This is a genomic window from Adonisia turfae CCMR0081 (genome assembly GCF_011009555.1).
In the GTDB taxonomy this organism is placed as follows: domain Bacteria; phylum Cyanobacteriota; class Cyanobacteriia; order Phormidesmidales; family Phormidesmidaceae; genus Leptothoe; species Leptothoe turfae.
This window is the reverse complement of sequence record NZ_QXHD01000004.1, coordinates 6,227,582-6,247,991: the sequence shown is the minus strand read 5'-3', so window position 1 is coordinate 6,247,991 and position 20,410 is coordinate 6,227,582. Positions and strand designations below refer to the sequence as shown.

18 protein-coding genes are annotated in these 20,410 nt (G+C 43.2%); 16 read left to right on the top strand and 2 right to left on the bottom strand.

Annotated elements, in window-relative coordinates; translation table 11 throughout:
• Window positions 1-36 precede the first annotated feature (36 nt).
• The 8 genes from DXZ20_RS38620 to DXZ20_RS30545 all read left to right on the top strand — a co-directional run bounded on the left by DXZ20_RS38620 (window position 37) and on the right by DXZ20_RS30545 (window position 8,809).
• Entirely contained in the window at window positions 37-1,287 is a 1,251-nt protein-coding gene (locus DXZ20_RS38620) for a glycosyltransferase (RefSeq protein WP_163702700.1), read from the top strand.
• Between the two features lie 8 nt (window positions 1,288-1,295).
• A complete protein-coding gene (locus DXZ20_RS30575; RefSeq protein WP_163702699.1) occupies window positions 1,296-2,525 on the top strand; it encodes a hypothetical protein in 1,230 nt (409 codons plus the stop codon).
• A gap of 87 nt (window positions 2,526-2,612) precedes the next feature.
• Entirely contained in the window at window positions 2,613-3,560 is a 948-nt protein-coding gene (locus tag DXZ20_RS30570) for a sulfotransferase family protein (protein WP_163702698.1), read from the top strand.
• A gap of 20 nt (window positions 3,561-3,580) precedes the next feature.
• On the top strand, window positions 3,581-4,723 hold the full coding sequence (locus DXZ20_RS30565; protein ID WP_163702697.1) for a glycosyltransferase: 1,143 nt from the start codon (window positions 3,581-3,583) through the stop codon (window positions 4,721-4,723).
• A 4-nt stretch (window positions 4,724-4,727) separates the two neighbouring features.
• Window positions 4,728-5,936 (top strand): glycosyltransferase, encoded by a 1,209-nt coding sequence (locus tag DXZ20_RS30560; protein WP_163702696.1) that lies wholly within the window; start codon window positions 4,728-4,730, stop codon window positions 5,934-5,936.
• A 40-nt stretch (window positions 5,937-5,976) separates the two neighbouring features.
• The gene (locus DXZ20_RS30555; RefSeq protein WP_163667217.1) at window positions 5,977-6,939 is read left to right on the top strand and encodes a glycosyltransferase family 2 protein; all 963 of its coding nucleotides are present in this window, start codon (window positions 5,977-5,979) and stop codon (window positions 6,937-6,939) included.
• A gap of 74 nt (window positions 6,940-7,013) precedes the next feature.
• Window positions 7,014-7,832, top strand: a complete 819-nt coding sequence (locus DXZ20_RS30550) for an FkbM family methyltransferase (RefSeq protein ID WP_163702695.1) — start codon at window positions 7,014-7,016, stop codon at window positions 7,830-7,832.
• Window positions 7,833-7,930: 98 nt separating this feature from the next.
• A complete protein-coding gene (locus tag DXZ20_RS30545; RefSeq protein ID WP_163702694.1) occupies window positions 7,931-8,809 on the top strand; it encodes an FkbM family methyltransferase in 879 nt (292 codons plus the stop codon).
• Window positions 8,810-9,164: 355 nt separating this feature from the next.
• Here DXZ20_RS30545 and DXZ20_RS30540 read toward each other — a convergent pair whose 3' ends face one another.
• Complete coding sequence (locus tag DXZ20_RS30540; RefSeq protein ID WP_163702693.1) at window positions 9,165-9,545, bottom strand: HEPN domain-containing protein; 381 nt, start codon at window positions 9,543-9,545, stop codon at window positions 9,165-9,167.
• Window positions 9,542-9,949, bottom strand: a complete 408-nt coding sequence (locus tag DXZ20_RS30535) for a nucleotidyltransferase family protein (RefSeq protein WP_250565984.1) — start codon at window positions 9,947-9,949, stop codon at window positions 9,542-9,544. The genes DXZ20_RS30540 and DXZ20_RS30535 overlap by 4 nt, the downstream gene beginning before the upstream one ends.
• A 229-nt stretch (window positions 9,950-10,178) precedes the next feature.
• On the opposite strand from DXZ20_RS30535, the gene DXZ20_RS30530 reads away from it, so the two are divergent.
• The 8 genes from DXZ20_RS30530 (at window position 10,179) to DXZ20_RS30495 (ending at window position 20,352) form a co-directional block, all read left to right on the top strand.
• Window positions 10,179-10,787, top strand: a complete 609-nt coding sequence (locus tag DXZ20_RS30530) for a YdcF family protein (protein WP_163702692.1) — start codon at window positions 10,179-10,181, stop codon at window positions 10,785-10,787.
• A gap of 167 nt (window positions 10,788-10,954) precedes the next feature.
• On the top strand, window positions 10,955-11,374 hold the full coding sequence (locus DXZ20_RS30525; RefSeq protein ID WP_163702691.1) for an element excision factor XisH family protein: 420 nt from the start codon (window positions 10,955-10,957) through the stop codon (window positions 11,372-11,374).
• Window positions 11,362-11,733 carry a XisI protein gene (locus DXZ20_RS30520; protein ID WP_163702690.1) on the top strand — a complete coding sequence of 124 codons (372 nt, stop codon included), beginning with the start codon at window positions 11,362-11,364 and terminating at the stop codon, window positions 11,731-11,733. Before DXZ20_RS30525 ends, DXZ20_RS30520 begins: the two co-directional genes overlap by 13 nt.
• A gap of 202 nt (window positions 11,734-11,935) precedes the next feature.
• On the top strand, window positions 11,936-12,691 hold the full coding sequence (locus tag DXZ20_RS30515) for a Uma2 family endonuclease (RefSeq protein ID WP_163702689.1): 756 nt from the start codon (window positions 11,936-11,938) through the stop codon (window positions 12,689-12,691).
• 387 nt (window positions 12,692-13,078) lie between these two features.
• Window positions 13,079-14,233 (top strand): methionine adenosyltransferase, encoded by a 1,155-nt coding sequence (gene metK, locus DXZ20_RS30510; RefSeq protein ID WP_163702688.1) that lies wholly within the window; start codon window positions 13,079-13,081, stop codon window positions 14,231-14,233.
• A gap of 401 nt (window positions 14,234-14,634) precedes the next feature.
• A complete protein-coding gene (ahcY, locus tag DXZ20_RS30505) occupies window positions 14,635-16,020 on the top strand; it encodes an adenosylhomocysteinase (RefSeq protein WP_163702687.1) in 1,386 nt (461 codons plus the stop codon).
• Between the two features lie 531 nt (window positions 16,021-16,551).
• Complete coding sequence (fcl, locus tag DXZ20_RS30500; protein WP_163702686.1) at window positions 16,552-17,502, top strand: GDP-L-fucose synthase; 951 nt, start codon at window positions 16,552-16,554, stop codon at window positions 17,500-17,502.
• An 87-nt stretch (window positions 17,503-17,589) separates the two neighbouring features.
• Window positions 17,590-20,352 carry a protein kinase domain-containing protein gene (locus DXZ20_RS30495; RefSeq protein ID WP_163702685.1) on the top strand — a complete coding sequence of 921 codons (2,763 nt, stop codon included), beginning with the start codon at window positions 17,590-17,592 and terminating at the stop codon, window positions 20,350-20,352.
• Window positions 20,353-20,410 lie beyond the last annotated feature (58 nt).

The following is a 20,410-nucleotide window of genomic DNA, read 5'->3' as shown; positions in this document are numbered from 1 at the left end:
TACCTAGTAGAGAAAACAGGATCTCCAAAGGTGGTAGTGGCACAGCTAGGTGCAAGAAGACATTACCAACAACCTGTTTTGCTTCACCAGTGGGGGATTCTCAATACCTTGTACACAGACCTGTATGCAGGGGATAATCTTCCAATGAGAGTGTTACGTCATCCCAGATTCAATCCACATCTTCCTGCTGCCATGAAGCGTATGATCGATCGCTACACGCTAAGGTTAAAAAATGCAAAAATTGTTCATTTTCCTATGCTTGGCTACCAATACGCTAAAGCATTAAGGCGATCAGATAAACAGAATCCTACTACGATTTTCGTTGAAACTGGAAAGTCTTTTTGTCAGCGGATTATTCAGCATGGTTTAGATAATACCGATATAATTTATGGTTTTAACAGTGCTTGTCTAGAACTATTCGAATATGCCAAGAGCCAAGGAATTTTGTGTATCTTAGATCAAACCCTAGCTGAGCGATCTTACTATCACCGTACTTTAATGATTGAAGAAGCATGCTGGTCAGGTTGGTCAGAAAGTCCGTTTACGATAACAAATGCAGATCAAGAGCTAGTTGAGCGAGAGCAGAAGGAACAAGACCTTGCTGATCAGATTATTTGTGGTTCTGAGTTTGTGAAAAACTCACTAATTGAGCGTAATGTCTCTCCAGAAAAAATTACTGTGATTCCATTGGGGCGGGTCAAAGATTCAACTTCATTAACTTTCAACACACCGAACTCGAAAAGAGCTTTGTTCCCTTGGAAAGAACGTTCTGACGGTCTGCATATCTTGTTTGCCGGTTCAGTAGGTTTACGGAAAGGAATACCTTATCTACTTCAAGCATTACGTCAACTCGAAGGGGTAATTCCCTTTGTTTGTAAAGCAGCAGGCTCTATAGAATTGAGTTCTAAACCCTTAGAAGAGTATAGTAACGTTTGCCAATTTTTAGGGCGAGTCCCTCGTTCTGAGATGGCTAGTCTTTACAATTGGGCTGATGTTTTCGTGTTGCCTTCATTATGCGAGGGATCCGCAATGGTTATATACGAAGCATTAAATTATGGCTTGCCTGTAATAACAACAAACAATACAGGTTCTATTGTTCGTAATGGCTTAGGTGGATGGATTGTACCAATTAAGAATGCAGATGCAATTTCAGCTTCTATCCTTGAACTTTTCCAATATGGATACGGGCAAAACTTTTCAGAAAAGTTAAAAGATATGCTTAAACAAACTGAAACTAAAGCCATATCGGATTTTCGGCAAGCAATACTAAATCTACAGTTAACTTGAAACAAGTTATGACATATGTATTACTAGTCCTTTTAACTTTAGTTTGCGGAGGGCTTTTAACTTGGGGCCTACAAAAGAAACAGCGGATGTTACACTATCCGTTCTTATCAGGTGCGGTCTTTGCGGGATGGGTACTTCCCCAACTCTTGGGACTCAGTACTAATCCTGATAGTTTTCCACATGAAGCTTTGGATAAAACTATCTTTATGACACTACTTTGTGTAGGGGCCTGTTATGTTGGCCATTATTTAAACAAAAAACCTTTCAGCAAATTTCATTGGTCGTTTAACCGTCAAAGATTACTCATTGCTGCTACCCTTCTCTCTCTAGGAGGCTCTTATTTCTTTTATCGAGTCAGTGCTCTCGCAGATGAAACGGTAGGTCTTTGGACAGGAATTATTACTATTTTTGTTTTTCTATCAAGTTTATTGAGTATTGGTTTGGCACTTTCATTAGCAATACATATTCGTCAGCCTTCTCGTTGGTCAACAGCAATTATTATTTTTGATGTAGCCTTTTATCTCCACCGTATTGTTTTTTGGGGACGTCGAAGGTTTCTAGTTGAATTAGTCCTTATGATTGGCTTAGCGCTTTGGTTTCGCTATCGCAAGCTGCCTCCAAGATTAATGGTTATAGCAGCTCTAATTGCAGGAGCACTTTGGATTAATAGTATCGGAGACTATCGTGCTGCTGTTATGTCTGATACTCCTGGAAAAGTTAATGCAATTAATCAGATAGATTTTGTTGGAAACCTACAAAATTTATTGACAGAGGGTGGACATGAGATGGCCAATGCTACTTACAATATTGCAGCTTTTGACAGCAGGGGAAATTTTGATCTAGGTGTCAGTCATTGGAATAGATTTGTTCATCTTTATATACCAGGACAGCTTATTGGTTTTGACACTAAAGAAAGTATCAAAATTCAAATTAATGATTCAGCATCTGAGCTTTTCTACCATGAAGCTCATACAGGTTCAACTGCTACAGGAATATCCGACTCATTTCAATCTTTTTGGTATTTTGGAGCCATTAAATTTCTAATTATTTCATATATAATGCGCAGTTTTTTTCGTGCAGGTAATCAAGGCCATTTTTTGGCACAAGTCCTTTTGATGTTAGTTTTTCCCGGATCATTAGAAGCGATCACCCATAATACTGATCGTTTTTTTATGCTATGGCCTAGATTGATAGCCTTTTTAGGGCCTGCCATTCTTTATTCAAAAGTTAAAAATTAAAATGTTAAGTTCCTATGCTAATTGATGATTGGCCTTATATAAGCTTCTTATCTTAATTTTTCTACTATTCTCATTACACATATTTCAATGTTTTTCCCATTCTTGAAGCCATGGCTTAGATCTGTCAAATATAATTATTTATATAAGTCTGCTTGTAAACATGCAGCTGATAATAGTATTTCCCCTGTAGCTTTGCCAGGTGCTTTTATTGTCGGTTGTGGTCGTTCAGGCACTACGTTGCTTGGCGATATATTATCTTCTCACAATGAAGTTTCATATTTATTTGAACCATATTATTTATGGGCAGCTATTGATCCTAGATTAGATATACTAAATCTTTTTGCTGATATTGAACCTTCACTCTATCTAGACGATTCTTTTTTTCTAGCAGAACATAAGCATAGATTCGAACGTTGTTTAACTAAGTTTATTCAAAATAAGAAAGCAAACTTGCTAATTGAAAAGACTCCTCTCAACATATTTCGAATTGGGTGGATTGAGAAGATATATCCTGGTGCAAAGTTTATTCATATCGTTCGTGATGGATTTGATGTAGCAAAATCTATTGAAAGACTGGCAACTACTAACTCGTATAAGATTTTCGGAAAACCAAATCTAAATCAGTGGTGGGGAAATAACAATATCAAGTGGAAAACTCTACGCAAAGATAGTGTCTCTATGAAATATCATGAATTGAAAGAAATCGACTTACTAGATACTCACATATCCAAAGCTGCATATGAATGGAGTTTAAGCTTAAAAGAAGCAGAGCTATGGCAAGCTAAGCTTGGTGATCGTTTTCTGGCAATTACTTACCAACAGCTTGTAGAGTATCCGCTTGAAAAGCTTACAGAAATAGCCTGCTTCCTAGAAATAGAGCTCGATCCTATATGGTTAGAGAAAGTGATTTCTGGAATCCATTCTGCAAAGTCTTACAGTAGTACGCAAATAGTTCTACCTGAAGCTATTTGTAGAGAGTTCAATTACTATCAAGAGAAGTATGGTTTTCTACCTAGAGCTCAATCTAGTAATTAGTTATTGTATTAATTAAGAGTATGAGTTACTTTGAAAATAAGAGAATCGCCATATTGTTTGCTAACTATGGTCCATATCATTTATCTCGTCTTGAAGGCTTTTTCAAGCTATGCAAAAAAATAAGATGGGAGGTAATCCCCCTTGAATTAACGCGTTCAGGAATTTCTTATGAGTGGAAAACACAGATTAACAATAACAGTACGCCTATACTGTCTGTGTTAGGTGAACGATCATTGGAACAAGTTTCTTTCCATGATTTACTTAGAAAACTATTCTTGAATCTTCATAAAATACAGCCAGATATTGTTGCAATTGCAGGATATTCTAGACCATCTATATTTGCAGTATTCTTATGGTGTAAGCTTCATAAAGTTTCAACTATATTACTTTCTGAATCCAAGGAAGATGATTTTATTCGGAATTGTTTTTCTGAAAAGCTTAAATCTCTAATTGTTAGTAACTATGATGCCGCTTTAGTTGGTGGCTCTCCACATAAAAGATATCTCATCAAGCTTGGGATGAAGCCGGAGGCTATTTCATTCGGGTATAACGTTGTTGGCAATGAGGTATTTCAAAATGGCAAAGAAAACTTTGAGAAACCTATAGAAAAACCATATTTCTTAGCGATAAACCGATTTATCCCAAAGAAAAACTTATTTTTTATTTTAGAGTCTTATGCAAGATATCGGTTAACTGCAACTAATTATGCATGGGATTTAGTTTTATGTGGTAGTGGACAACTACTATCTGAGATCGAGCTTACAATTAAGCGACTTAATATAGGTGACCATGTTCACCTCCCTGGATTTCTACAACAGTCTCAATTACTACCATACTTCGCTCATGCTAGTTGTTTTATTCATGGTAGCTTGCAGGAGCAATGGGGGCTAGTTGTCAATGAAGCTATGGCTGCAGGCTTACCAGTATTAGTTTCAAATCGCTGTGGCTGTTTTGAGGATTTGGTAATTGAAGGAGTCAATGGGTTTGGATTCGATCCTGAAAACTCAAAGGAACTTACAGATTTAATGCTTAAAATTAGTTCAACTAGCATTGATCTGAAAAGTATGAGAGAAGCATCTCTAGCTCATATTTCAAAATATTCTCCTGGTTATTTTGCACAAGGTCTCAAACAAGCTGTTAACTATGCATTGAGCACTAATTAAGGTGATGAAAGTTTTATTCTCCATACCTTCTATCGGTAGTGTTTATGGTGGGCCATCCAAGACTGTTATTGATTTGGCGCAAGCACTAAATCAAAAATATGATGTATTAGTAGATATTGTCACAACTAATGCTAACGGTAATAGAAATCTGAGTGAACCTCTACAACAGTGGATATCTAAGTCAGGGTATCGAATTCAATACTTTCCATATATTAGCTGTGGTGATTACAAGTGGAGTAATAGCTTTGCAAGTTGGCTAGATTCCAATATCTCTCAGTATGATGTAGTTCATACTAATGCCATTTTCTCATTGCCTAATATACCGGTTTATCTGGCTTGCAAAAAATATCGAATTCCTTATGTCATAACTCCGCACGGTATGTTAGAACCATGGGCATTGTCCTATAAGGCTTGGAAGAAAAAACTTTTTTATAATCTTTTAGAAAAGCCTGCACTCAATAGGGCTAGTGCAATTCAAGCGCTTGCTACACCAGAAGCTGAACACATAAAAAGATTGAACGTCGATTCCCCTATATCCGTTATCCCTAATGGAATTCACAAACATGATTTTGAATCTTCAAAAGGGCCAGAACTGTTCTATAAAAAGTATCCTGAGCTTCGCGATAAAAAAAATATCCTTTTTCTTGGTCGAATTGATCCAAAAAAGGGATTAGATTTATTGGCAAAAGCATTTGGACGTATACATCCACATTTTTTAGATTCCCATCTTATTATTGCTGGTCCTGATAATATCGGATTTCTTGCTGAAGCTCAGAAATTCTTCAAAGAACAACGTTGTGAGCAGGCTGTGACTTTTACTGGAATGTTAACAGGCTCTCTTAAAGAATCAGCATTAGCTGTTGCCGATATTTATGTTGCTCCTTCATATTCTGAAGGATTTAGCATGTCTATCCTCGAAGGTATGGCATCTGGTCTGCCGTGCATTATCACGAAGGGATGTAATTTTCCTGAAGCGCATGTTGCTAATGCCGCTTATGTAGTTGATATAGAGTCTAATGCGATTGCTGAAGCACTCACAAAATGTCTTGAAAATCCAGCTTCAGCTAGTGAGGTGGGTAAACATGCTCGGCATTTTATCCTAGAAAACTATACATGGGATAAAGTTGCGGAGAAAATGATGGCTCTTTATAGAACAATACAACCACAAATAAATTCTTCTGCTTTTAAGAATAACGCCCTTACGCATAGTTAATAGGTTTATTGCAATTAGCAAAAAAATGAGGACAAACGAGATGGCAAGTCAACTTATCTCATTTATCATACTTACTTTAAATGAAGAGAAGAATCTTCCATGCTCTTTGAAAAGCTTACAAAGCTTAGATGCTCCGGTTTATATTGTTGATTCTAACAGCAGCGATAAAACTATAGACATTGCTAAGCACTTTAACTGTCAAGTTTATCAACATCCTTTTGAAAGTCATGCGAAGCAAGTTAACTGGGCATTAGAAAATTTGCCTATCTCTACTCCATGGGTAATGCGTCTTGACGCAGATGAGCGTCTTACGCCTGAATTAGCGAAAGAGCTCACAGAAGTCCTGGCAAATGTTCCAGAAGATGTAGCAGGTTATCAGGTGAAACGTCGTGTCTTTTTCATGGGACGTTGGATACGTCATGGTGGTTATTACCCAACCTGGCTAATGCGTATATGGCGAACAGGTTATGGCACCTGTGAACAACGTTTAATGGATGAACATATTGTCCTTTCTGAAGGTCGAATTGCAAATCTCAAGCACGATATTATCGATGAAAATCAAAAAGGCTTAAGCTTCTGGGTTGATAAACATAATCGATATGCTGATCGCGAAGTACAAGATATCCTTTCAGCTCAATCTAGAGAGCTAGGTGATGCGTTAGCTGTTAAGCAGTTTTCTCAAGCTAGGCAGCGACGTTGGGTTAAAACTACCCTCTACAGCCGATTTCCATTGTTTCTCAGAGCATTTATCTACTGGCTTCTGCGTTATACCCTTGGTCTTGGCTTTCTCGATGGTACCGAAGGATTGATCTTTCACTTTTTACAAGGTTTTTGGTATCGTTTCTTGGTTGATGCCAAACTATATGAGATTTTTAGGCATAGGAAACTTCAACGAACAGCAAGTAATGCTAGCACAATAGAACAAAACCAAGTAAATATTGCTGGAAATACCTATTCACCTCTAAATTTAGATCTGTTGACAGGTGATCATTTAGATTACTAATTAACTCAGGGTTTAACGTCTCCAAATTTTGTATTCATTTTTCTAACGTAATACCTTGTAAGAAGGAAACTATTATGATCCGTAAATTAGTTGAACGTTTAAGTCGTGAAAAGTACTTTATTCGAAACTTGCCTTCTGAGTTTTCAAGAACACCCTTATTTGTAAGTCCTGATGCTCAGTTGAAGTATCTTAAGCCAGGTGTAGAGGGATTTGATAAAGAACTCCTTAATATAGTCTCAGAGTATATTAGTAAAGGTGACGTTGTGTGGGATATCGGTTCTAATGTGGGTGTGTTTGCTTTTGCTGCAGCTAGTATTGCTGGTAGAAATGGTCATGTATTAGCTGTTGAACCTGATATCTGGCTAGCTAACCTACTGCAGAAATCAGCTAGACTCCAGGCTAATCAGAACCTATCTGTAGATGTGCTGCCAGCAGCCATTGCTGACAGTTGTGGTATTGCAAATTTTCTAGTGGCTGATCGAGGAAGAGCCTCAAATGCTTTGGCTAAAACTGGAGGCCGTTGTCAAATGGGAGGTTACCGTGAAAAAAATCTTGTTCCTATGTTCAGCTTAGATGATCTGCTGAAAATTTCCGCAAAACCCAATTTCATCAAAATCGATGTTGAAGGAGCTGAAGTTAATGTTCTCCAGGGGGCTCAAGAAATCTTATCGGATGTTCGCCCCGTAATCTATTGTGAAGTTGGTGTGCCCTATCGAGCAGAAATTACAGAAATATTTCGGGCTGCTGACTACAAAATCTTCGATAGTAGTCTTCCTCAAGCATCAAGGTTCGATATAGAGAAATGTGGGTTCAATACCTTGGCGTATCCTGCTGAATCTTTAAGATTCAATGATTCTGGGACTTTTCAGGTAGTGTGTACGACTAGAAGTTAGATCCTATACGATTTAATTTAAACGAAGCCTGATCTATTAGAGACAATTGACATCAATGTAGTTTGTAAGTTTCCTAGGAATTTTTGTATTCTTCTACTATGTCTAATTTTTTAGCTATTAGTACTCTTAAATATATTTGGACACATCCAAATTGTAAAGATCAAAGAATCCAGAGAGTTTTAAGTTTTTTGGGTTGGCAGCTACGCAAACGAATATTGAAAAAGCCTCTCGATATTGAGATTATTCCAAACCTCAAAATTCGTTGTTATCCTAACGGGTATTCAGCTGCATCTGTACTCTATTGTGGTCTTTATGACTATAATGAAATGTTTTTTTTGCTCCGTTACTTGCAGCCAGAAGATTCATTTCTGGATATTGGTGCTAATGTGGGCGTTTATTCTCTTCTGGCTGCATCTAAAATCAGTGTTGGTAAGATTTATAGTTTCGAGGCACTTCCTAAGAATTACGGTAGGCTGGAAGAAAATATCAAGTTAAATAGTTTTGATCAGGTAAAAAGTTATTCAATAGCTGTTTCAGATACTGAAGGTAGTATCGCACTGAATTTAGCCGAAGGCGATTCTATGCCTTTTGTTAGTTCAGACTTTGATAATGAAAATTCGATTATTGTTGCTACTAATACGTTAGATAATCTCCTTGAGGATAAGCCACTGAAACAGCTAACCCTAGCTAAGATTGATATTGAAGGTGCAGAGCTTTTAGCATTTAAGGGAGCTACATCTTTACTGAAGCAACAGTTACCTTATGTCTGGATTCTAGAGCTTAATAACACGATTAATCACTTTGAACACACTGAGGATGAGGTTGTTAATTTTTTGCGTAACTTTGGTTATGAACTCTACAGCTACGATGCAGATAATAACCAGTTACAAATGATTACTCCAAACCAGAAAGAAGGCAACAATATTCTTGCTATTGCTAGTAGCCGTTTAGATTTTGTGCGAGAACGTTTAGGTTGAAACTTGAGATAATAGATTTGTGTCGTATCACTACGGTTGATTGAAAAAGAAGCATAAGCAAAGAACCAACAATTGCTTGCCCGAAGACGTTCGTTTAGCCAATCAATTCCAACTCCACGGTGGCAACTAACTAACCGTCTGGATTAAAGTACAGTAGTGTCAATCTACTGTTGCAGTATTCAGAATCATGGTTAAGCTTTGGCAACAGTGGCTAGTTCGCAGCGCGATCGCACTTACACCCACCAGCCTTCTGAATCATCCTATGGATCAACCCCAGGCTTGGTAATTGCAGCCTGTCAATTCAGCCAGCCTGTTACTCGACGACAGTAGCCCCAAAATTCTTTTGGAGAAACACCTAATCACTATTCCCCAAATACCTTCTCACCTGTTCAACAAACTCAACAGCAGCCTCTAACGCTTGCGTTGCCAATTCCTCAGTCAAAACCACGTCAGCTTCATAATCGCCCAGCTGACGTAAACCATAGGTCCTTTTCAGATTTTGAGCCATACTGACAGGTAAATCACCTGACTGGACAAAACTTTGACTAAACTGTTGAAGAACGCCTTTATGAGTGCGACTTTCTATATCCCTGGTAGTCAGTAAAGCCTGTGTAGCATAGTACATTGCATAGTATGCACGGGATATACAAGCACGGTAGTATGTATTCTGTAACAGAAGCTGTGAAGCCACTAACTCTTCCTCAGCCAGATCTAGAAACTGAGAAGCATCACTCATATAACAATGCCATCCTGGCGAATATTTCTCAATAATGGAGAATCACGATACAAGAAATCATAGATTGATATAGGAAGCACCGAAATCAACTCACCATATTTTAATAACAGCTCGATTTCAGCATCACCCAGCCGCCAAATCTCATCACCCGTAGAAACATCAATACCATTAAGAACGATCAAGACATCTACATCAGAATCTTTCGTTTCCTCATGACGGGCAAAAGAACCAAAAAGCACTAAATTTGCTAAGCGCTGTCCGTAAAATTTTTTGAGCAATTGCTTGAACTCGCCCAAGAGTTGCTTGATTTTTGGATTAAGGAAATCAACTTCCTCAATGGTAGGAAGGTTATCTAACTTAAAACCTGGAGTCAAGCCCGTGTGCTGATAATCTGGAGCAACCATAATTCCAGCCTAGTTACAGTTTAGATAGTATAAGGATAGAGACTGGAATTGAATTTTCGATGCCGAAATACGCACTCTCCATAGTCGCCAGCATATTAGATTACACGGTTACTTAGACAAAGCAGCCCATACACTGCATTTTAGCTTTCAGCAGTTGATCAGGAGCCACTAACACACTGTCTGGGTTAAAGTACATTTGTGTACATCGACTGTTGCGGTATTCGGAGTCATGGTTAAGTTTCGGCAACAGTGGATATTTTATGGCGCGATCGCACTCACAATCACCAGCCTTCTAATCATCCTAGCCATCAAAGCCAGGCTAATAGTTTCAGCTCATCAATCCCCTGACCCCGAAGCCATTTTAGTCCTCGGCGGCGGCAATACCCGAGAGCCCGCCGCCGCCCAACTAGCCACCCGAAACCCAAAACTAGCCGTGTGGGTATCCAGCGGCTTAGACCCCACCCAAGCCCATAAAATTTTCTCAGCTCAAAACGTCGCCCTAACGCGAATCAACCTGGACTATAGCGCCACCGATACCGTCACCAACTTCACCACCCTGGTAGCCCAACTACAAGCCCACAACATCCGCCACATCTATTTAGTCACCTCAGACTTCCATATGCCCCGCTCCAAAGCCATCGCCTTCTGGGTCCTTGGCAGTCGCGGCATCGCCTACACCCCAATTTCTGTTCCCTCCAACACACCGTCCGAGTCTCATCATAAAATTGTGAGAGACATCGCCCGCAGTTGGCTATGGCTAGTCACTGGCCGCACTGGTTCCAGCCTCGATCCTGACCCTCCCTCTAGACCATCTAAAAAATCACAGCCTAATGCTTAGAACACATTGTTGATTCCATCAGCATTGCCTCCTTTGCAGCGACCAACTTTTGGCGATAACGTAATTGCAGCACGGCCTTCCTCTGTGGGCTTTTCTAATTCGTACCAGCATCCATGTCGACTATAATTAAGAGTAAATAAGTCTAAATAAGCTGAAGACTGCCAACAATGCCTGCTAAAGATTTATATCATCAAGTCGTTAAAAAGCTCCTCATCAATGCAGGCTGGACAATCACCCACGACCCTTATCAGCTTAAATGGGCAAAACGTACTCTGTCAGTAGATTTAGGTGCAGAAGAACTTTTAGCAGCCCAACAAGCGAGTCGTAAAATCGCTGTCGAAATCAAAAGCTTTATTAGAGAATCAAGAGTAGCCGATTTACAGCAAGCGTTAGGGCAATTCATCTTATATGATGACATTCTGAAACAAGTTGAACCAGACAGAACCCTATATTTGGCAATGCCATTAGTCGCCTATAAAGAACTTTTCGAAGAAGACCAATTTGCCAAAATTCTCTTAGACAACGACCGGTTCAAGCTAATTATTTTTGACCCACAAAATCAGGAGATTGTGCAATGGATTCCCTAGAGCGTTATAAGCAAATAGTTATGGATTTGCTCAATGACTATGCAAACATTCCCATAGCCAATGAAATCGACATTCATAACGAGGTTCTCTTCGATAACACACACAACCGCTACATACTTTTGTCTCTAGGCTGGTCAAAAGGACAGCGCATACATCATATAGTCATGCACATTGACATTATTGATGGCCAAGTCTGGATTCAAGCCAACAACACAGATCGCCTCATAGCAGAAGAATTAGTAGAAATAGGTATTCCTGCCAAAGACATCGTTTTAGGTTTACAGTCACCAGAAGTTCGACCACATACAGGATATGGCGATAGCCATGCAAGCCAGCAACATACTCCTCTCAGCGCTTAACCCCAGAAATACCATAGCGTATTAGGTATTGGGTGAGGTGGTTTAGAATTTTACGCAGTGTGCCAAAATTCTAAAAGGAGAGGGTATCCCATTTGCTTTTAGACAAAAGAGCCATAGTCAAAACCATGAGCTTAATTTTTACAAGCCCTTATTTCGGTAAGCCATCCTAATATAAGAAGCGATAGTTCCTAAGGAAAATGTGATGGTTGCTGCCTCAATTAAACTAGCAGAGCTGCATATTACCTGGAACCCCTTACCAGAGGACTTCAATCTGGACGAAAAACCTTTAGAAAGTACTAGTCAACCACTGCTTGCAGGGGCATTACGCGAACCCCTAGAACTCAGTAGCTGGATTCAACCAGAGATGCTGATAGCATCTAATTTTGGCCTGTGTGCCACGATGAACGAAAACCTGGTAATTAAAGCCCCCGACTGGCTCTATGTTGCCCGAGTGAATCAACCCGGACAGACACGCAAAGCCTATACACCTAATTTAGACGGTGAGGCACCAGCCGTGGTGATGGAATTTCTCTCAGATGAAGATGGCAAAGAATATTCATCTAAGCAAACATTTCCACCCGGCAAGTGGTTCTTTTATGAACAGATTTTAAAGGTACCTACCTATGTGATTTTTAAACCAGAAGGTGGACTTCTAGAAGTTTATCATCTGACCAATGGACGCTATGAACTAGAACAACCTAACCCAGAAGGTCAAAATTGGTTAGAAGCCATGGGGTTCTTTTTAGGAACCTGGCGCGGCAAAAAAGAAGAAAGAGATGGCTATTGGCTACGGTGGTGGGATGCCAATGGACAGTTACTTCCCTGGTCCGTAGAAAAAGTAGCGGCAGTTACCCAGGAAGCTGACCAGGAACGGCAACGAGCTGAACAAGAGCACCAACGGGCTGAGCGATTGGCTGAAATGTTGCGATCTCAAGGAATTAATCCAAATACTGTGTGATTCAGGATTTACAACAATGGACGTGTGAACTACTAGAATTATGTATTACAGTTCAACAGGGTTTGAACAAATCCCCGATACTGCATCAATATTTCTGTAGAACAATAATCTCTTTCTTGCAAAATTGAGAGAAAGCTGTTCATGGCCTTCTCTCGAACTATAGAGCAGCCGTTAATCAACCCTGGACTTTGATTAATTTGCTCAAGGGAACCAAGTATCGTTAGATGTTCTATAGAGGGACTATTTATCTGCATGTCCCTAATAGTGCAGCAAAAACATCGCTACTTAGACAGCATTAACGATTGTATGCATATCAACTAATATAGTTAAGCCATTATACCTATTGCTCGCCCTAGGTAGTTTTCGTATCTGCGATTAGCGTTTGCCATGAGTTTATATAGCACCTTCACTTCAGAATCAGTTTCAGAAGGCCACCCCGATAAAATGGCCGACCAAATTTCCGATGCCGTTTTAGATGCCCTATTAAGAGATGACATCCACTCCCGTGTTGCCGTGGAAACCATGGTAAAAACCGGTATGGCCATCATCGCAGGTGAAGTTCGCACCAGCACCTATGTTGATCTTGAAGATATCGTCCGTGATGTCATTATCGGCATCGGCTATAACAGTTCAGACTTAGGTTTTGATGGAGCTTCCTGCGCCGTTGTCAATGCTATTGGTAAGCAATCTACTGATATTGCCATGGGCGTCGACGAAGGCGAAAACAAAGATCTTGGTGCAGGCGACCAAGGTCTAATGTTTGGCTACGCCACCAGCGAAACTGATGTGCTGATGCCCGCCCCTATTTACTACTCCCACCGGTTAGTAGAACGCCAGGCCTATCTACGCAAAAATAAGGTGCTGCCCTGGCTTCGCCCTGATGCTAAGAGCCAGGTCACCCTGCGCTACGAAAACCGTAAGCCTGTCGCTGTTGATGCCGTAGTTCTTTCTACCCAGCATGATCCGGACATTTCCCTGGGCGATATCCGTGAAGCCGTCATGGAGGAAATCATCAAGCCCGTGCTGCCCCATCAATGGTTACATGCTGAAACGCAGTACCACATTAACCCCACCGGACAATTCATCATTGGTGGCCCTGTCGGTGACTGTGGCCTCACCGGTCGTAAGATTATTGTTGACACCTACGGCGGCATGGCCCGTCATGGTGGAGGCGCATTCTCCGGTAAGGATCCCTCTAAGGTAGACCGCTCAGCGGCCTATGCCGGTCGCTATGTGGCCAAAAATATTGTTGCAGCTGGTTTGGCAGAACTGTGCGAAATCCAGGTTTCCTATGCCATTGGTGTCGCTGAACCCACGTCTATTTCAGTCAATACCTTTGGCACTGGCAAGCTGGAGGATGACAAAATTGCCATGCTCATTCGCGAGCATTTTGACCTGCGCCCCCAGGGTCTGATCGATATGCTCGACCTCCGTCGACCGATCTATGGACCAACGGCTGCCTATGGCCACTTTGGCCGTGAACTGCCTGACTTTACCTGGGAAAAAACCGATAAGGCTGATTTGCTAAAAGCCGCACTTTAGGTAAGCTTGCTTTTCCTGAAATGCGAGCCTGGCATAGGCTGTCCTTTGCTGCTCAAGGTTACCGAATAGATCACTCGGAAAGTTGAGCCCACTCTGCGAGAAGCCGCTTTGGCGTCTACATTCAAAATCCGTCTCCCTAGGGAGACGGATTTTGAGGGAATCCCCAGTATGCCTAATTAGGCAAATGCAAATAGTTCCATAAAAGGGGGCCTGAACAACCGTTAGCCACTTTGACAGTCGCTTAATCATAGAAATTAGCTTCTGCAAAAGAATCAGGCCCCCTCCAAAAGGAGAATATCTGCTTTAAGCCAGCATTTGGAAAGTAGAATGCCTAGAACATCCTCTAACGGCATAATGAATAGGTTGGTCAGATAAACTTGTCACTCACCATAAGGAAGCCCATGAGCGCACAAACACTTACAAGAGACTACAAAGTAGCTGATATTAGTCTGGCCAGTTGGGGCCGCAAAGAAATTGCGATCGCAGAAGGCGAAATGCCAGCTCTGATGGCTATTCGCAAAAAATATAGCGACAGCAAGCCCCTGTCAGGCGCTAAGATCATCGGCTGTATTCACATGACCATTCAAACAGCCGTGCTCATCGAGACCTTGATTGAATTGGGTGCCGAGGTGCGCTGGTCATCGTGCAATATTTTCTCTACCCAGGACCATGCCGCCGCTGCCATTGCTGAAGCGGGTGTTCCCGTCTTCGCGTGGAAAGGTGAAACCGAAGACGAATATATGTGGTGCATTGAGCAGACCTGCCGGACCCCTGAAGGTCAGCTGTGGAATGCCAACATGATTTTGGACGACGGCGGTGACCTGACCGGTTACATCCACGAGACCTATCCTGAAATGCTCACCAATGTCCACGGTGTGACCGAGGAAACCACGACAGGTGTTCATCGCCTCTATGAAATGTTAGAGAAGGGCGAACTCAAGATTCCTGCTGTCAATGTCAATGACTCTGTCACTAAAGCTAAAAACGACAATAAGTATGGCTGTCGCCACAGTCTAAACGATGCGATTAAGCGCGGTACTGACCACTTGATGGCTGGTAAAAAGGCATTGGTGATTGGTTATGGCGATGTGGGTAAGGGGTCAGTGGCCTCTCTGCGTCAAGAAGGCATGATTGTTAAGGTGGCGGAAGTTGACCCCATCTGCGCTATGCAGGCCTGCATGGATGGCTTTGAAGTTGTGTCACCCTACAATAACGGTGTCAACGATGGCACAGGCGCTAACCTCAACAAAGATTTGCTAGCAGCCACTGATTTGTTGGTAACCGCAACGGGGAATGTCAATGTGTGTGACGCTAGCATGCTGGCAGCGTTAAAGCCCGGCGCAGTGGTTTGCAACATCGGTCACTTTGACAACGAGATTGACACTGCTTACATGCGTAAAACCTGGCAGTGGGAAGAAGTAAAGCCCCAGGTACATAAGATTTATCGTAGCGATGACCCCCAAGACTTTTTGCTCTTGTTGGCAGAGGGTCGCTTGGTGAATCTGGGTAATGCCACTGGCCACCCCTCTCGCATTATGGATGGTTCCTTCGCTAACCAGGTGCTGGCTCAAATGTTCTTGTTTGAGCGTAAGTTTGCTGATCTGTCCGATGCAGATAAGGCCAATGCCATTACGGTAGATGTCTTACCTAAGCACCTGGATGAAGAAGTTGCTCGCTACATGGTTGAAGGCTTTGGCGGTGTGATTACTCAGCTGACTCAAACCCAGGCTGACTACATCAATGTGTCTGTAGACGGTCCCTTCAAGACCGATAGCTACAAGTACTAAGGTTGAATACGGTCCAGGTTTTGAGATCTGGTCTGGTTTAATCTGACCATGCTTCAAACCCAGTTAGCCTCTTGTATTAAAGGCTAACTGGGTTTTTAAATTTTGTGGCATTGCTGATCCTCGGGATGACTTTAGTTGTGAGATACCGCCAAATAGCAATGGCTTTAGACCGATTCATCCCATCAATCAGCAATCGCAAATTTTGTTGTTTGTGGTGATATCACAGCAACAGAAATACCAACAGAAATGAGATTTATCAGATTATCGCTATGGGGATACGTGAATAGTGAAAGATGAGTGGGGTATATTCAGCACGGGTGAAAAACGCCCATCTTCCAATCAATTTCTTTTCATTAGAACGCCAGTCTGGTTATAAAAATGTTCTGAAGTTTAGTCATAAGCGTGAAGGGTGAATAAAGTAACTGGGTGCCGTTTCCTTGGCGTTGATTAAAGTTATTTAAGCTGCTAAGGATACACTTAGAACGATAGACACTTTAGACACTTTTATTTTTTTTCGCATACTTAACCATTATGGAAACTAACGCCAAGATTTACGTCGCTGGCCATAATGGCCTTGTGGGTAGTGCTATTGTCCGTGCTCTCAAAGATCGGGGCTATACAAATTTATTGCTTAAGAGTAGTAAGGAGCTGGATCTTTGCCGACAGGCTGATGTTGAAGCTTTTTTTGAAGCGACTAAACCAGATTATGTCTTTCTGGCGGCGGCGAAGGTCGGTGGTATCCATGCGAATAACACCTATCGTGCCTCGTTTCTCTACGATAACCTGATGATTGAGGCCAATGTTATCCATAGTGCCTATAAAACGGGTGTCAAAAAGCTATTATTCCTGGGCTCTTCCTGTATTTATCCCAAGCTAGCGCCCCAGCCCATGCGCGAAGAGTCTCTGCTCACGGGTTTTCTGGAGCCCACCAATGAGCCCTATGCGATCGCAAAAATTGCCGGTCTCAAGCTGTGTGAAAACTACTGCCGTCAGTACGGCATCAACTTTATCTCCGCCATGCCCACTAACCTGTATGGCATCAACGATAATTTTGACCTGGCCAACTCCCATGTCCTACCGGCCCTGATGCGCAAGTTCCATGAAGCCAAGCTCGCCAACCAACCCACGGCAGATGTGTGGGGCAGCGGTAACCCCCTACGGGAATTTCTCTATGTGGATGATCTGGCCGATGGCCTATTATTCATGATGGACAAGTATGAGGGCATTGAGTTTGTCAACATCGGTAGCAGCAAGGAAATTTCCATTAAAGAGCTGGCCCTAACCATCAAGGATGTAGTGGGCTACGGCGGCGAAATTGTCTTTGATAGCAGTAAACCCGATGGCACGCCCCGTAAGCTCATGGACCCCTCTAAGCTTACTGACCTGGGCTGGCAGGCCCAAACCTCTCTACAGGAGGGCATTGCCAAAACCTACGACTGGTTCCAGCTGCACTATGAATCCCTACGGGGCGTAGGCGCATAGACAAGGGCGCTATAGCTGATATGGTATCTACTTGTCAGACGCTGACAGATTGACTACCATCGTGGCTCAGCAACGCCACAAATCACTATGGTGCAGCGCCTAGCGCATCGCTATCACATCGATAAACCTATGGGTCAAGGCGGCTTTGGTACAGTCTTCTTGGCCCACGATGAGCAATTGCCCGGCCATCCTATCTGTGTGGTTAAACAGCTCAATCCCATCCACACGGATGCCCTTGAGGTTGCTAAGCGGCTATTTAACCTGGAGGCTGAAACCCTTTATCGGCTGGGGGAACATCCCCAGATACCAAGATTACTTGCCCACATAGAAGAAGCGGGCGAACTTTACCTGGTACAAGAATATATTCCAGGGCAGTCCCTGGCGGACGAATTTGCCCTTGGCCCCATGGCGGTGGAGCAGGTGATCCAGGATCTGCAAGGCCTGCTGACGGTATTGGCTGCCGTCCATAGCCAGCGGGTCATTCACCGCGATATTAAACCTAGCAATATTTTGCGGCGACAGGAGCCGGATCAACCCGCAGGTCCGCTAGTGCTGATTGACTTTGGTGCGGTCAAAGCACTGCAAGCATCACCCAACCCAGACTTGACCGTTGCCATTGGTTCTTTGGGCTATATGGCTCCAGAGCAGCAAGCGGCCCATCCTTGCTTTGGCAGTGATTTATATGGCCTGGGGATGGTGATGCTCCAGGCGCTATCCGGACGGCATCCTATGGGCTTTGGCACCCCTGCTACCTGTGCCCGTGTGGGGGTCAGTGTCCCCCAGGAGCTGGCCCAGTTTATCGACCGGTTGGTGCATTTGGACCATCGTGAACGGTATGGGACTGCGGGGGAAGCGCTACAGGTGTTTCAAACGCTATTTGATGGGCTAGAAACATCGGAGGTAGCGTCTGGGTCTGGGCCGACAGTGTTGCCGACGAGCCCTTTGCCAGGAAAGGAGGCATTAGCAGGCACGTTGGGTTTCTTGGGGGCAACCCAACCTACGTCGCTTTCTCATTGTTCGGTGGAGGGCACGTCTAACTTCGCTCTCGCCAATTCGTACTCCCAACAAACCCATCGGAATCGTCAGGCTCTACTCAATAAGGTGCGCCGTTTCTGGATCGAAGGTGTTCTGGATCGCTCTCTCCACGGTCAAGTTTTGTTGAATTTAGGGTTAGAAGAACGACCCGATGCGATCTCACTTCCCTGGCAAATTACCTACGCGACTCCTGGCCAGTCGCCCCAACCGTTGCCAGCAGGTACCCAGGTCAGCCATGTTTTTGATGCCATTGGCGAAGGTCGCACTCTCTTAATTTTGGGTGAACCAGGAGCTGGCAAAACCACCACACTGCTGAGTTTGGCCCGCAAATTGCTCGATCGGGCTGAAGAGCAACAGCGGTTACCGGTGATATTCAATCTCTCGTCATGGCGCAGTGGCGCAATTGCTCCATGGCTGGTTAAAGAACTCAACAGCAAATATCAGGTACCTCAGGCCATTGGTCGACGCTGGGTAGATCAACAACAGTTGTTATTGCTGTTAGATGGCCTGGATGAAGTGGCACCTGACCGTCGCACCGCCTGTATCGAGGCTTTAAACCAATTCCATCGAGACTATGGTCCTGAAATGGTGGTTTGTTGTCGCATTCGTGACTATGAGCAACTACCCCAAAAGCTGGAATTTCAGGCTGCTCTTTACCTGCGCCCCCTCACCGATGAACAGATTTTAGCGTATCTAAATCGTCCTGAGCAGGGGTTAACTGGCTTAAAATCTCTTTTAGAACAAAATGCCGCTGTTCAAGATGCCACAACGTCTCTAATGGAGTTGGCCCGTTCGCCACTGATTTTGAATATTATGGTGCTCACCTATCAGGGGGTATCATCTGATGAGATTCTGCGATTGGGCCATAAGCCGCACCATGGAGATTATCAACATCAGTTGTTTGATGCCTACATTCAGCGGATGTTGACCCATCGTCCTGGGCACCCTCTCTACAGCACGGCCCAAATCCAGGGCTGGTTAACGTCTCTGGCACAGCGATTGGTGCTCACATCCCAAACTGTTCTTCTCATAGAACGGATTCAACCCGATTGGCTGGCCCCAAAACTGAGGCGTTGTTATGTGGCTGGACTGTGGTGTAGCTTTTTTGCGATCGCCACTCTCCTGGGTACTCAGGTGCTCGCTTGGGACAGACTACTGTTGGCCGTTGGCTTAGGTAGCCTGATTTGTAGCCGCATCTTTGGTGTTTATCGCATTACCCCTGCTGAGACATTGCGCTGGTCCTGGCGACAAGCTCGCAATAACTTATTGCTGGGGCTGAGTTTAGGCCCCTTAATTGGCTGGAGTCTCAAAGTGGGCTTCGGGTTTATATTTGGCGATAGCGCTTGCCTTCGTAATGGCACCTGTTTCGCCAACCATAGCTTGATCGGTCTGGCGTTTGGGGCCACCCTGGGTCTCACATTTGGCCTGATTCGTGGCTTCAGCGGCAAACGCATCGGCAATACCAGTCGTCCCAATGATGGCATTTGGCAATCAGCCCGCAATTCCACCTTATTTGCCCTGATATCCATGGTTACGCTGTACGTACCTGGTGTTCTAATTGGCAATACCAAAGCTTCATTTTGGGCTGCGACCGGTTTGGCTTTTGGCTTTGCTGCGGGTGGCGGTGAAGCCTTGATCAAACACACCCTGCTCCGAATAATTCTGACACTGAGTGGCACGACTCCCTGGAACTACCGTAAGTTCCTGGATTACGCTGCTGATAGCATTTTTCTCCAAAAAGTGGGGGGTGGGTATATATTTATGCATCGACTCTTGCTTGAGCATTTTGCCTCTTTTGGAGAAGAGAATACCTAGTTGTCTGCGACCTCAAGGGAACTCAAAACTCTGAACTGTCAAAAAAAGGTGAACTTTA